10 protein-coding genes are annotated in these 14,375 nt (G+C 38.4%); 3 read left to right on the forward strand and 7 right to left on the reverse strand.

Annotation, left to right across the window (positions count from 1 at the left end):
* A partial coding sequence (locus K5Q58_RS19635; protein WP_220755547.1) for a sensor domain-containing diguanylate cyclase occupies window positions 1–1,209 on the forward strand: 1,209 nt, incomplete at its 5' end.
* Window positions 1,210–1,328: 119 nt separating this feature from the next.
* Here the strand turns inward: K5Q58_RS19635 and K5Q58_RS19640 are convergent.
* Entirely contained in the window at window positions 1,329–2,729 is a 1,401-nt protein-coding gene (locus K5Q58_RS19640; RefSeq protein ID WP_220755548.1) for an MATE family efflux transporter, read from the reverse strand.
* A 123-nt stretch (window positions 2,730–2,852) separates the two neighbouring features.
* Here K5Q58_RS19640 and K5Q58_RS19645 point away from each other — a divergent pair, with 123 nt between their 5' ends.
* Complete coding sequence (locus tag K5Q58_RS19645) at window positions 2,853–3,749, forward strand: LysR family transcriptional regulator (RefSeq protein ID WP_220755549.1); 897 nt, start codon at window positions 2,853–2,855, stop codon at window positions 3,747–3,749.
* Window positions 3,750–3,920: 171 nt separating this feature from the next.
* Here the strand turns inward: K5Q58_RS19645 and yfaE are convergent, their stop codons facing one another.
* From yfaE to ubiG, 5 genes are all read right to left on the reverse strand, one after another.
* Entirely contained in the window at window positions 3,921–4,274 is a 354-nt protein-coding gene (gene yfaE / locus K5Q58_RS19650) for a class I ribonucleotide reductase maintenance protein YfaE (protein WP_220755550.1), read from the reverse strand.
* Window positions 4,249–5,379: a class Ia ribonucleoside-diphosphate reductase subunit beta gene (gene nrdB / locus K5Q58_RS19655; protein WP_220755551.1), complete on the reverse strand. Its 1,131-nt coding sequence runs from the start codon at window positions 5,377–5,379 to the stop codon at window positions 4,249–4,251. Before nrdB ends, yfaE begins: the two co-directional genes overlap by 26 nt.
* A gap of 54 nt (window positions 5,380–5,433) precedes the next feature.
* The gene (gene nrdA / locus K5Q58_RS19660) at window positions 5,434–7,722 is read right to left on the reverse strand and encodes a class 1a ribonucleoside-diphosphate reductase subunit alpha (protein ID WP_220755552.1); all 2,289 of its coding nucleotides are present in this window, start codon (window positions 7,720–7,722) and stop codon (window positions 5,434–5,436) included.
* Window positions 7,723–8,331: 609 nt separating this feature from the next.
* A complete protein-coding gene (locus K5Q58_RS19665) occupies window positions 8,332–9,000 on the reverse strand; it encodes an HAD family hydrolase (RefSeq protein WP_220755553.1) in 669 nt (222 codons plus the stop codon).
* A 125-nt stretch (window positions 9,001–9,125) separates the two neighbouring features.
* A complete protein-coding gene (gene ubiG, locus K5Q58_RS19670) occupies window positions 9,126–9,854 on the reverse strand; it encodes a bifunctional 2-polyprenyl-6-hydroxyphenol methylase/3-demethylubiquinol 3-O-methyltransferase UbiG (protein WP_220755554.1) in 729 nt (242 codons plus the stop codon).
* Window positions 9,855–10,210: 356 nt separating this feature from the next.
* Here ubiG and gyrA point away from each other — a divergent pair, with 356 nt between their 5' ends.
* A complete protein-coding gene (gyrA, locus tag K5Q58_RS19675; protein WP_220755555.1) occupies window positions 10,211–12,901 on the forward strand; it encodes a DNA gyrase subunit A in 2,691 nt (896 codons plus the stop codon).
* Between the two features lie 109 nt (window positions 12,902–13,010).
* Here the strand turns inward: gyrA and K5Q58_RS19680 are convergent, their stop codons facing one another.
* Window positions 13,011–14,177 (reverse strand): serine hydrolase, encoded by a 1,167-nt coding sequence (locus K5Q58_RS19680; protein ID WP_220755556.1) that lies wholly within the window; start codon window positions 14,175–14,177, stop codon window positions 13,011–13,013.
* Window positions 14,178–14,375 lie beyond the last annotated feature (198 nt).

Here is a 14,375-nt window from a genome sequence, read left to right on the forward strand (position 1 = left end):
ATTCAAGACATGAACGCTGTTCATGTTGACGAGATTTACGCTAAAATTTTTGGTTATGAATCACCAGAATCTTTGTTAAGTCATATAGATTCTTTTCTTGATTTACTTCCTGTTGATATACATAAGTTAGCTACTCAAAATTATCATAATATTGTTGCTGGTAAGATGTATCCACGAGGTCATACATTTACCAATATTGATAGAAATGGTCGAGAATTTACTGTGTTTTCAGTTGACCATTTGATCCAGTGGCATGGAAAACCGGCTTTGCAAGTCACGGTTATAGATTTATCTGTCTTAGTAGAGGCAAATGAACGGATCAGAGAGCAAGATTTAATGTTTAAAAGGTTAATAACTGATTCGGGGCAAGGAATTATGGTGCACCGTAACTTTAAACCTTTAATGATTAATGATGCATGTGTGAAACTATTGAGAGCTAACTCTAACGAACAAGTCATGGGTATTGATTCCGTTTTAAAATTAATTCCTCACCAATATCAAGTGCTAGCTAAACAACATTATCAAGAAATTATTTGCGGAAATACAATTGGAAGTACGAGTGTGGTTGAAAACATCTGTTTTGATGGTTCCACTCGTTTTTTCAATATATACGATAACTTAATCGAATGGGATGGTGAGCCAGCAGTACAAGTTGTGATTGAGGATGTGACTGATAAAGTACAACTTGAGAAAGAACTGGCGTACAAAGCAACTCATGATGAATTAACGGACATTTTTAATAGAAGTGCTATTTATGATTGGTTAGATAAGCATTTGGGTAATTCAGCTGATTTAACTTGTTTTTTGTTAGACATAGATGATTTTAAACTGGTTAATGACACCTACGGTCATCATAGTGGTGACAAGGTTATTAAAGCGTTAGCTGATATTATCAAAGCGGTTATTGAAGATAATCAAGGTGCAGTTGGTCGTTGGGGCGGCGAGGAGTTTATCGGTTTCATTCCAACATTGGATATGCAGCTTGTGTTGGAACTTGCTGAAACCATTAGAGCTAGCTTTGAACGACTAGAGTTCAAATCTGAGGAAAGAGCTTTTACTGTTACTGTCAGCATTGGGATTAGTGAAGCAAAACAATGCCATGATATGAAGCGAATAGAAAACCTCATTAAAGCTGCAGATAAATGTTTATATCTTGCTAAAAGTAATGGTAAAAACACTGTTAACATTTCAGATTTAGCTGCTATATGAATAACGTTATCCTTGGCATTCACACTGAAGCTGTCAAAGTCTCAATGCGGATGCCTGATATTTATTATTCAAATACAAAAGCCCAGTTGCTGCTATTTATACTTCAACTAGACTTACAGTTAAATGATAGCGTTTACCTGTTTAGCAGTAGTTGCATCAACATTAATAACGCTGCCAAGCTTTAAATTGTTAACTCTTTTAATTTCATTGAATATTAACGGTGACAATAGAATACATAAAGCAACGTTCGATAAAGGTACAGAAAGCCAGATTCCGTTTACCCCCAATATTGATGGCAACATTAATAGAAAAGGAATTTGAATCAACATATTGCCTAACGAAATAGTCAAAGAGCGACCACCTTGGTTTACCGCCATAAAGTACATAGTCGCGATAAAAATAAGTCCATCTAATACCAGTGCAAATAAGTGCAAACGCATACCCACTAAGGTTTCCGCCATTAACACCTTATCTTCACTGCTAAAAAAGCCGATTACAAACTCAGGAAATATATTAATAATCGCTAGCGTAGATAGCGCCAATATGACTATGACTTTTACTGCCAGTTTAACTGTGCTTTTGATGTTATCTATTTGTTTAGCGCCATAGTAATAACTCACAGGTGGCTGCATACCGCCAGCGATACCTTCAGCCAGTAGAAAGAAAGTTGTTGCTACATAACCAACAATGGCAAATGCAGCGACATGGATTGCAGAACCGAACTTCATGAACAGATAATTATGCAGTGCTATGATAAAACTGAAATACAAAAACATGAACAAACTCGAACTACCTAAAACAATGATGTGCTTCATTTGTTTTGGGTTTAATAAACCAAGCTCAAATTTAATTCGTGTATTGGCATGCGATGAGAGAAAGTAACTAAACCCAAGCACAACTACGGTTGCTTGCGATAAAAGCGTTGCAATAGCAGCGCCTTTTAATCCTAACGGATAAACAGCTATCAGTAGATAATCTAAAATAATGTTAAGTGTTGCACCAATAATCAGTAATTTGGTTGCAATGCTCGGGTTTTCATCATTACGCACCAGCAACGGAAATGCAGTGGCTGCGGCGGTAAAAAATGCGCCGTAGGCAAACACCTCGATATAGTTCATCGCCATATCAAAGTTAGCCCCATTTGCAGACTGCAGTAGCAATAATGATTCACCTAAATAATGTATAAACACAGCTGCAAGTACACTAAGAATAACAATTAATGCGACGGCGTTATTTAATACACGTTGACCATCTTTGGGTTTGTGTTCACCGCGACTAATTGATAGCAAACTACCACCACCCATGCCAATCATCATTCCCACACCTGCAATACAACAGATAACAGGCCAAGCCATATTAATTCCTGCTAAACCTTCAAAACCAATATAATGGCCTACAAAAATACCGTCGATGATTTGATAAAGACCGCTGACTAACATAGCTGCGATCGATGGAATGGCATATTTCCAAAAATGCTGGCTGACGGTTAAGGTCGATGGCTTAGGTTTTACGTTAGACATGATCCACACTCAAAATTATTCTACAAACTAATAGTGCGTATTATTGCTATTTATAAGATAGAATAAAGTTGGTAGCTATCCGGTATTCGGATAGGTGGGTTGGTTTAATCTTGTGGAGTTGAAATGAATTGGTCAATAGAGCAATTACAAGCTTTCGTAGCAGCTGTGAATACGGGCTCGTTTTCTGCAGCGGCGCGGACTTTAGGTAAAGCCCAATCACGAGTGAGTACCGCGGTTGCCAATTTAGAAATTGATTTAGGATTCAAGTTGTTTGATAGAGCAGGTCGCACGCCTATTTTAACAGAGCAAGGCAAGCAAATGCTTATTGAAGCCAACGCTGTGCTAGCACAGTGTGAGCGATTAAATTCAAGAGCTATGATGGTACAGACTGAAGATGAGTTAGCCCTAACCATAGCAATTGATGAAGCTGTGCCAATTTCTATTTTTGAAGAGTTTTATATAAAAACTGCGCTGACATTTCCTTTATTAAAACTTACCATTCTTAATGGATCAAGAGATGATATTGCTCAATGGGTTGACGATGGTAAAGCTGATCTAGGTGTATTGTTCAGAGGAGAACAATTATGTGAACGGTTAGAGTTTTTTAGTATCGACAGCTTTCATCATTCATTGATCGTGTCAGTAGATCATCCATTAGCTGAAATCCCAGTACCTAATATTGCAGAGCTAAATCAATATAGGCAGTTAGTCATTTGTGACTTACAAACAGCTAGCAAGGCCATATCGGCTAACTGCTGGCACGTTGACAGTTATTATCATATTACCTCTTTAGTTGTTCGAGGTTTAGGCTGGGCGCTTGTACCTGAGCATATTGCTGATTCGTCTTGGTATTCAGGTGAGATAAAAGAATTGAGTTGTTATCACATTCCTGATTCGATTTTGATTGAAATGGGGTTAGTAAAACGTCGTGATAAAGGTGCAGGTAATATCATGAACTGGATGTTTGGCGAAGTCGATAAAATGTTTATAGAAGCAAAAAAAGCGAAACGTGCTCGTTAGTATAGATGGCTCATTAAGTATGTTTGAAGTTGCACTTTTTGAAAAAGGTTTATGAAAAAGATTTATGAATTAAGGATTAAGGTAAAGGTTTCAGCTAACTTACTTTGCGGGATATTACTTTCTATGTGTTTAATACTAATATACCAAGCTAATTTTATTAATCTGACTCTATCAATCTAGAATAACCACAGACTTATTGTGCTGAACATAAAGGTTGCTTGGTTCGTCTGTGGTTAAATCAAGGTCTAAATTAGAATCTGGCACACAACAACAAGGCAAACACTCATTGTCTTTAAGTTCAACTAAAGGCTTAGTGAGATAACGGACACTGCCTTTGTTTACTGTTGTTTTGCAGGCGCCACAAAAGCCATTTCTGCATTCAGAGAATACATTCACTTTTTTTATTTCTAATACTTCAAGCAGAGTGTGTTGCTGTTGATTGAACAGCAACACAGGCTCACCATTTAAACTGACAATGGGCGATTTTTTAAAGTTGTGCTTATAGGTCAAAGTCAGAAAACTCATCACTGTCTACAGCAGAGTCAATTTGACCCACTAAATAAGATGACACTTCAACTTCCTGTGGTGCAACTTGTACAGCATCACTTTCTAGCCAGTTTTTCATCCATGGAAGCGGGTTAGATTGCTCTGGATAAGGTTGTGGCAGGTTTACGGCTTTCATACGTTGGTTAGTGATGTATTCAACATACTGACACAAAATTTGCTCGTTCAAACCAATCATTGAGCCATCTTTAAACAGGTATTGTGCCCATTCTTTTTCTTGCTCAGCCGCTTTGTAAAAGATGTCATAAGCTTGGTCATGACATTCTTTGGCAATCTCTCCCATTTCTGGGTCATCTTTGCCGCCTTGCATAATATTAACAATATGCTGAGTGCTATTAAGGTGTAACGCTTCATCACGGGCGATTAAGCGGATAATTTTAGCGTTACCCTCCATCAACTTACGTTCTGCGAATGCAAACGAACAAGCAAAGCTCACATAGAAACGAATAGCTTCTAATGCATTCACAGACATCATACAAAGGTAAAGTGATTTCTTAAGAATTCGCGAACTGACCGCGATTTCTTTACCATTGATATTATGAGTGCCTTCACCGTGTAAATTGAATACTTGAGTTAACTCAATAAGGTCATCATAGTATTGTGCAATATCACCAGCGCGCTTCAGAATTTCTTCATTTACCACGATATCGTCAAATACCACTGATGGGTCGTTAACAATATTACGGATAATATGAGTATAAGATCGCGAGTGAATTGTCTCTGAAAACGACCAGGTTTCAATCCATGTTTCTAATTCTGGCAGTGACACTAAAGGTAGAAGGGCGACATTAGGCGAACGACCTTGAATAGAATCCAATAATGTTTGGTATTTAAGGTTTGAGATGAAAATGTGCTTTTCATGCTCAGGTAAGCTTTGGTAATCAATTTTATCTTTACTTACATCTACTTCTTCTGGGCGCCAGAAAAAAGATAATTGCTTTTCAATTAACTTTTCAAAAACTTCATATTTTTGTTGATCGTAACGCGCAACATTAACCGATTGGCCCATGAACATTGGCTCGTTCATTGGGTTGTTAGGTGTTTGACAAAAAGTAGAGTAAGCCATTTATATATCCTAAAAAAGCGGGGAAACTCCCCGCAATTGTATGCAAATTATTGATTAAATCTTACAAGCGCCGCCGGCACAATCATCGTCTTCTTTTTCGACTACAGTGATGTCGTCTAAGTTGTCTGATGCACCATCACGAGTGTTGTGATAATAAAGGGTCTTAACCCCTAATTTGTAGGCTGTTAGCAAATCTTTAAGCAAAGTTTGCATCGGAACTTTCTGACCATCAAAACGTGTTGGGTCGTAGTTAGTGTTTGCCGAAATAGCTTGGTCGATAAACTTTTGCATAATGCCAACTAACTCTAAGTAACCATTGTTGTTTGGCATATTCCAAAGCAGTTCATATTGATGTTTTAGTTCATCAAAGTCTGGTACTACTTGCTTTAACTGACCGTCTTTACTTGCTTTAACACTAATCAAGCCACGTGGAGGCTCAATACCGTTAGTCGCATTAGAAATCTGTGACGATGTTTCAGAAGGCATTAGCGCTGACAAGGTTGAGTTACGTAGGCCATGTTGCTGAATATCGCTGCGTAAACCTTCCCAATCCATATGTAGTGGTTCACTACAAATTTTATCAAGGTCACGTTTGTAAGTATCAATTGGCAAGATACCTTCAGCGTACGTTGTCTCGTTAAATAACGGACAAGCACCTTGTTCTTTCGCTAAATTCATAGAAGCTTTTAATAAGTAGAACTGAATTGCTTCAAATGTTTTATGGGTCAAGTTGTTGCCTGAACCATCAGAATATTTCATTCCATTTTTCGCTAGATAATTTGCAAAGTTAATTACACCTATACCTAGAGTTCGACGATTCATTGAACCAAGCTGAGCCGAAATAATTGGGTAGTCTTGATAATCTAATAAGTTATCAAGTGCACGAACCGCCAGATCAGCTAGCGGCTCTAACTCAGATAAGTCATTGATTGCGCCTAGGTTAAGCGCTGAAAGAGTACAAAGGGCGATTTCACCATTTGGATCTTCAATGTTTTTCATTGGCTTAGTTGGCAAAGCAATTTCTAAACAAAGGTTAGATTGCTTAATTGGCGCAACTTTTGGGTCGAATGGGCTGTGGGTATTACAGTGGTCGACGTTTTGAATATAAATACGACCAGTTGAAGCTCGCTCTTGCATCATCAGTGAAAATAATTCAACTGCCTTTATCTCTTTGCGACGAATGCTAGTGTCAGCTTCATACTGTAAATAAAGACGTTCAAATTCAGTTTGATCAGCAAAGAACGCATCGTATAAACCAGGTACGTCAGATGGGCTGAATAAGCTAATGTTTTGAGATTTAATTAAACGCTGATACATCAGTTTGTTTAATTGCACGCCGTAATCGAGATGACGAACACGGTTGTCGTCAACACCACGGTTATTTTTAAGGACAAGAAGTGATTCAACTTCTAAATGCCAAATAGGGTAGAACAAGGTTGCTGCGCCGCCTCGTACACCGCCTTGTGAGCATGACTTAACCGCGGTTTGGAAATACTTGTAAAAAGGCAAACAACCGGTATGGAATGCTTCGCCGCCTCGGATTGGACTACCTAAAGCACGAATACGACCAGCGTTAATTCCTATACCTGCACGTTGGCTGACATACTTAACAATAGAAGATGCAGTCGCGTTAATTGAATCTAAGCTATCGTCACATTCAATCAATACACATGAGCTGAACTGACGTGTCGGTGTACGAACGCCAGCCATAATTGGAGTCGGAAGTGAAATCTTAAAGGTAGATACCGCATCATAAAAACGTTTGATGTAATCAAGACGGGTTTCTTTAGGATATTTAGCAAATAAACATGCCGCAACCAAGATATATAAGAACTGAGCACTTTCGTATATTTCGTTAGTAACACGGTTTTGAACTAGGTACTTGCCTTCTAATTGCTTTACTGCAGCATAAGAGAAGTCCATATCACGCCAATGATCCATATAACCATCAAGAATAGTTAATTCTTCAGCTGTATAGTCTTCAATAATATGCTTATCGTATTTACCAAGCTCAACCAAACGGTTTACTTGATCAATTAATTTAGGTGGTTCGAACTGACCGAAAGCTTTTTTACGTAAATGGAATACAGCTAAGCGAGCAGCAAGAAATTGGTAATCAGGTGATTCAGGAGAAATTAAATCAGCTGCTGCCTTAATAATTGTTTCGTGGATAGCTTCAGTAGGAATACCATCGAAAAATTGCAGGTGAGAGCGTAATTCAACTTCAGAAACTGAAACATTCTTCAGTCCTTTTGCTGCCCATTCGATAACGCGATGAATTTTGTCTAAATCAATTTTTTCGCGTTCGCCACTGCGTTTAGTGACTGTCATATTGCTGTTCATTAAAAAAAGCCTTGGTTCTATATTTATTGGTGCAATTTATTATTGGATCTTTTTCTACCGTGTTATTTACGATCGCCAATAAATCACATTACGTTCCCTTGTAAGCAGATCATCCAAAAGTATTCACAACATAATATTAACAAAAATACTAGTGTTACAGCGAGATACGTAGGTTTTAAGCTAGTGTCTCTTAGTGATGTCACACACAAGATATGGTGTTTTTAAATTTAATACATACAAGATAGTGAGGTTCCTCACTATTTGCAAGCAAGATTTTGTTGAATAACTTGTGGATATCTCATGTATATTGAAACAAGTTAGTAAAAGCTAACCTGCTAACGTAAAATACGCTTAATTTTTTTGGTTTAGGCGTTTTTTTGTTCGAAAAGTTACGCTAGTTCGATCGCTAAAATAAACAGCGATCGATTGTTTCAGTATAAAAATAGTTTGATTTTTAAATGTAAGGTTTGCTAAGCAGACTTATACCTGAATTAGAGACGTTGCTGATGCAGTTTCTTCAAATATAACAGGCTAGACTTGCTAGATTAACTAACGATTTTATAAGTTGTAAAAGGCCATTTAATGGCGACCATTTCGCAATGATTTTGGTTACGAAATAACTTTCGTCAGGAAAAGCTCGTGCAAATCAGCAACGGTATTAAATTCAATTTTACTTGGCCATTGATCTGGAGTATCTGATTCAGATAAATACCCCCACAGGGCCGTTCCGCCAATCATCCCTGCATTGTCAGCTGCGACTAAGTCACGTTCTGCGTCGCCCAAATATAATATCTCATGGGGTTTACAATTAATTTGCTGTGCAGCTAATAACATTGGAGCGGTATGGGGTTTGGGGTGATGAGTTGAATCTCCACTTATAATCGATTTCGCCCGATGCGTTAAGCCTAAAGCATCAATAAGTGGTCGAGTGAATTTTGCTTGTTTGTTAGTGACAATGCCAAATGGAATTTCGTTACTGTCCAACAAATCTAGAAAGACATCAAATCCATTAAATAACTGTGCCTTTTCACCATTGACCATTTTGTAGTAATCCAACAATGATTGCTGAATTTCAAGTTGAGTGGTTTCATCAAGGTGAGGTACGCCGGCTTTAACTAAAGCAAGACTGCCATGTGAAGCCGAATAACGCAGCGATTCAACACTCTGAGGTGCTATTTTACGATCTAGCAGGCTTAGATTTAACGCATGGATTAAATCTGGTGCAGTATCAGCTAAGGTGCCGTCTAAATCGAAGAGCACAGCTTTAATAGAATTCATAAATGCCTCGTGTTATTAACAATCTTATCGAGCTATTACATTATTAAGTTTAATTTGGAACTAAGAAGGGTGGTAACGCCAGAAATGACGTTACCTTTTGATATGACAACTTAATCTTACTTTGTTTAGTCAGCGACCTTTTGAGTGGCAATCATGTAATTAACATCGACCTTGTTAGTGTACTTATATACTCCTGAAAGAGGATTATAAGTGATGCCTAATGCGTCGCGACAAATTAAGTCGGTATTATCCACTAAATTTATTAGCTCTGAAGGTCTGATGAACTTACTGTGATCGTGTGTACCGACAGGCAGCATTTTTAAAACATATTCTGCGCCAACAATCGCTTGTATATATGACATCATGCTACGGTTGATGGTTGAAAAGAAAACATGACCTCCAGGCTTAACCATGTCACAACATGCTTGAATAACTGATAATGGATCTGGTACGTGTTCAAGCATTTCCATACAAGTGACGACATCATAATGATTTGCGTGAGTGGCAGCATGGTCTTCAGCAGTCATTGTATCGTAATTGATGGTTACCTCAGTTTCTAAGGCATGAAGTTTTGCGACTTCAATTTGTGCCTCGCCCATATCTAAACCTGTCACCTTCGCACCAATTTTTGCCATGCTTTCAGACAATATTCCGCCGCCACAACCAATATCAATGACTTGTTTTTCAAATAAACCACCGCTGGTTTGATCAATATAATTTAATCGTAAAGGGTTTAATTGATGCAATGGTTTAAAGTCACCATTTGGATCCCACCAAGACTCTGCCATTTTGGCAAATTTTTCGATTTCTTGATGATCAACATTCTGTTGAGTAGTGTGTTCTTGGTTAGACATAGCAAGGACCCATGTTTTATTTATGATTATTGCATGCATTATAACCATACGAAGCAATAAACATAGTGAGATGAAACAAGATTCATTTCTAATCGGTTATATATTCGGCAGTAACTGCTGATAAAAAAGCCATTGGGGTTTTGTTAGTAGCCTTTAGGCATTTCAAAAGTAGTTAAACCTAAACAATATTGACTAATTCTTGCTGTTTTTATTCAGTTTTTCACTTGCTTTAACTTTTCGTTGTTCTAAGGTCTAGCCACTTTATTTATCTGTGTTAGAATGCAAAATCACGTTTTTGAGCTACACAATAAAATGGAATAATTATTGTGCGCTAATTTTAGGGGAACGAGCAGTTTATGACTGATCTGGCATCATCAATTTCGCCAATTAACATCGAAGACGAACTAAAAAATTCTTATTTAGATTATGCAATGAGTGTAATCGTAGGTCGTGCATTACCCGACGTTCGTGACGGTTTAAAACCTGTTCACCGTCGTGTGCTTTTTGCAATGAACGAATTAAAGAACGACTTTAATAAGCCTTATAAAAAATCAGCTCGTGTTGTTGGTGACGTAATTGGTAAGTATCACCCACATGGTGATTCTGCTGTTTACGATACAATCGTACGTATGGCACAACCATTCTCAATGCGTTATACCCTAGTAGACGGCCAAGGTAACTTCGGTTCTGTCGATGGTGACTCAGCAGCGGCAATGCGTTATACCGAAATTCGTATGGAGAAGTTAGCGCATTCATTGCTAGCTGATTTAGAAAAAGAAACCGTGGATTATGTACCTAACTATGATGGTACTGAACATATCCCTGCGGTTCTTCCTACACGCATTCCTACATTATTAATTAATGGTTCTTCTGGTATTGCTGTTGGTATGGCGACCAATATCCCGCCGCACAATATCAATGAAGTTGTCCAAGGTTGTTTAGCGTTAATTGAAGAGCCTAGTCTCTCAATTGAACAGCTAATGGAATATATTCCTGGACCTGACTTTCCAACAGCTGCGTCAATCAATGGCCGTAAAGGTATCATTGATGCATATAAGACTGGCCGCGGCCGTGCTGTTATGCGCTCTAAAGCCGAAATTGAAGAAGAAAACGGCCGTGAACGGATTATCGTTACTGAAATTCCTTATCAAGTTAACAAAGCACGTTTGATTGAAAAGATCGCTGAGCTTGTAAAAGATAAGAAAATTGAAGGTATCAGCGGTTTACGTGATGAGTCTGATAAAGACGGTATGCGTATTGTTGTTGAAATCAAACGCGGTGAAGTAGGCGAGGTTGTTCTTAATAACCTATATGCTCAAACTCAAATGCAGTGCTCTTTTGGTATCAATATGGTTGCGTTGACAAATGGTCAACCAAAACTGTTTAACCTAAAAGAAATGCTTGAGTGCTTTATTCTGCACCGTCGTGAAGTTGTGACTCGCAGAACTGTATTTGAGTTACGTAAAGCTCGCGAACGTGCACATATCCTTGAAGCATTAGCGATTGCACTTGCTAACATTGACCCAATTATTGCATTAATTAAAGCATCACCAACACCAGCTGAAGCAAAAGTTAAATTAGTTGCCCAAGGTTGGAAACTCGGTAATGTGCAAGGCATGCTTGAAAAAGCAGGTGATGATGCAGCGCGCCCTGAGTGGTTAGAGCCAGAATTTGGTATTCGCGATGGCGAGTACTTCTTAACTGAACAACAGGCACAAGCGATTCTTGAATTACGTCTGCATCGCTTAACTGGTCTTGAACATGAAAAAATTCTTGCTGAATATGAAGAGTTATTAGAGTTCATTGCTGGTCTTCTGTTCATCCTTCGTAGCCCTGAACGTTTGATGGAAGTCATCAAAGAAGAGCTAGAAGAAGTATTAGAACAGTACGGTGATGCTCGACGTACTGTAATTAATCAAAACGAAGTTGATATGAGTCTTGAAGACTTAATTAACGAAGAAGATGTCGTGGTGACATTATCACATATGGGTTATGCCAAGTATCAGCCACTGACTGACTACCAAGCACAGCGACGTGGTGGTAAAGGTAAAGCTGCAACTAAAGTTAAAGACGAAGATTTCGTCGAGAAGTTACTTGTTGCCAATACCCATGACACCATCCTTTGTTTCTCTGACTTCGGTAAAATGTACTGGCTTAAAGTTTACCAATTACCATTGGCAAGCCGAACAGCACGTGGCCGTCCCATCATTAACTTACTACCATTATCTGATGGTGAACGTATTACTGCGATTTTACCAGTACGTGAATATGCTGATGATAAGTTCATTGTTATGGCAACAGCGCACGGTACAGTTAAGAAAACCGCATTAACGGCTTACAGTAATCCTCGTGCAAACGGTATTATTGCCGTTAACCTGAAAGACGATGATCAATTAATTGGTGTAGATATTACTAATGGTAGTGATGACATCATGTTGTTCTCGAATGAAGGTAAAGTAGTTCGCTTTAACGAGAAAGTACGTGACTCTGAAACAGGTGAAGTGAAGAAAGATCCTGAAACAGGTGAAGACTTAATTGCTATCCGTCCAATGGGCCGTACGGCTACAGGTGTTCGCGGTATCAAACTTGAAGATGGTCAAAAAGTCGTTTCAATGATCATTCCTAAAGAAGAAGGTTCTATCTTAACTGTGACTGAAAATGGTTATGGTAAGCGTACAGACCTTTCTGAATACCCAGCTAAAAGCCGTGGTACTAAAGGTGTGGTTTCTATTAAGGTGAGTGAACGTAATGGCGCAGTTGTTGGCGCTGTACAAGTCACTGAGTCTGAAGAAATCATGTTGATTAGTAACAAGGGCACGTTAGTTCGTACTCCTTCAAGTGGCGTATCACTGATTGGTCGTAACACGCAAGGTGTGACTATCATCCGTACCGCTGAAGACGAGAAAGTAGTTGGTTTGCAAAGACTAGACGAAATCGAAGTAACTGAAGAAGAGTTAGCAGAAGGTGTTGAAGGTGAACAATCTGAAACACAAGCTGTAGAGAATACAGCTGATGACTCTACTGATACTCCAGAATCTGATGCTTAAGTAAATCAATAAGCTATTATAAAAAAGGATGCCAATGGCATCCTTTTTTTATGTCTGAATCTAGTAATTAAAAAGCTTTGATACTACTCATAGATATTAAGTTGAGTGCTTAATGACTATTCTTCGCAAGTGTATCGGCTCTTTTAAAGGTGTCACGCCAGAAATTTGAGCTTAGTTTAGCGATGACTCGTGATTCACCATTGAGTAGCATTGCCATACCGATATTAAGCTCTGGAGAATAAGACACTTCAGCGACATAGCCCGCAACCCAACCAGCATGATAAATTAAAGGCCTGCCTTCAAATTCATATACTCGCCAGCCTTTACCATAATGAGCGTTATCTAGATATGTACGCCAATCACGTCGTCTAAGCTCTTTCGTCGTTCTGACACCAGCTGTTGTGACATCCTTAATTACACTATTTGATAACACACCAGGGTTTTCGCCAAGGTTAGCAATGAGCCATTTTGACATATCAGTAATACTGGCATTAATTCCAGCAGCAGGTGCAACTGAATAATAGTTTGGTTTTACCGTAACTTTTCTGAAACCAGACTTTGTCTTAACGTGAGGTTCAGCGCGATTACTTTGCTGATCAAATGCATCATAGCCAATAGATGCAGTTTTCATGTTGAGAGGGGAAAATATTTTCTGCTGTAGTAACTCTTCGTAAGATTGACCAGATTGTTGTTCAATCGCATTTTGTATAAATGAAAACGCGACATTTTGATAGCTGTAACAAACACCTGGTTGGCACATAGGTGTCAACTCAGAGAACTTATTGATAATACGCTCCATGTCGACATTAGCATTGATTAAATTATCGTAGCTGTTTGGCATCAAACCGGTACTTTGGCCAATGATATGACCAAGGTTAATGTCCTTAGCTTGTTGTTTGTCTGCCAGGGTAAATTCAGGAAGATAATGCACAATAGGTTGTTGCCAGTTTAATTTTTTCTCATTAACCAACATACTAGCCAATGTGCCAGCAAATGTTTTTGACACGGACGCTAGTCTAAAAACAGTATCAGCGTTTACATTTAAACTGCCGCCTTTAGTACGCTTACCATAAGTACCAAGCTTTAATACTTGATCACCTTCAACAATAACAAAAGCGCCACCGGGAACTTTACTTTTTCTGAGTTGACTGTGGAAATTTTGTTTAAAGTTATTTGTTATTTGAATATATTCAGATTGCGTTGCGGCTAAAGAAGAAATAGGGCTAAGAGCCCCGATAGATAGAGTGCCTAAAAGCAAAATAGGTTTTAAAAACATTTACAGTTCCAATGACCGTTTAAACGGCTTATTTTTTATTGTATTTGTGACGCTATTAGAAAACTAAAAGGCGTTTGTTACTAACTTGTGTACAAGTATTGTTGTTCATAACAGGTTAATTTACTAGTAATTAATAATGAAACTTTGCTAATGGACCAGCAAAAGAGTCGATATAAAAGTATCTCAACTTGCTTAAAT

Source organism: Shewanella sp. KT0246 (assembly GCF_019654955.1).
Classification (GTDB): Bacteria; Pseudomonadota; Gammaproteobacteria; order Enterobacterales; family Shewanellaceae; genus Shewanella; species Shewanella goraebulensis.

Coding starts and splice junctions, on each gene's coding strand:
- K5Q58_RS19640 (WP_220755548.1), bottom strand. CDS start 2,729: ATGTCTAACGTAAAACCTAAGCCATCGACCTTAACCGTCAGCCAGCAT.
- K5Q58_RS19645 (WP_220755549.1), top strand. CDS start 2,853: ATGAATTGGTCAATAGAGCAATTACAAGCTTTCGTAGCAGCTGTGAAT.
- yfaE (WP_220755550.1), bottom strand. CDS start 4,274: ATGAGTTTTCTGACTTTGACCTATAAGCACAACTTTAAAAAATCGCCC.
- nrdB (WP_220755551.1), bottom strand. CDS start 5,379: ATGGCTTACTCTACTTTTTGTCAAACACCTAACAACCCAATGAACGAG.
- nrdA (WP_220755552.1), bottom strand. CDS start 7,722: ATGAACAGCAATATGACAGTCACTAAACGCAGTGGCGAACGCGAAAAA.
- K5Q58_RS19665 (WP_220755553.1), bottom strand. CDS start 9,000: ATGAATTCTATTAAAGCTGTGCTCTTCGATTTAGACGGCACCTTAGCT.
- ubiG (WP_220755554.1), bottom strand. CDS start 9,854: ATGTCTAACCAAGAACACACTACTCAACAGAATGTTGATCATCAAGAA.
- gyrA (WP_220755555.1), top strand. CDS start 10,211: ATGACTGATCTGGCATCATCAATTTCGCCAATTAACATCGAAGACGAA.
- K5Q58_RS19680 (WP_220755556.1), bottom strand. CDS start 14,177: ATGTTTTTAAAACCTATTTTGCTTTTAGGCACTCTATCTATCGGGGCT.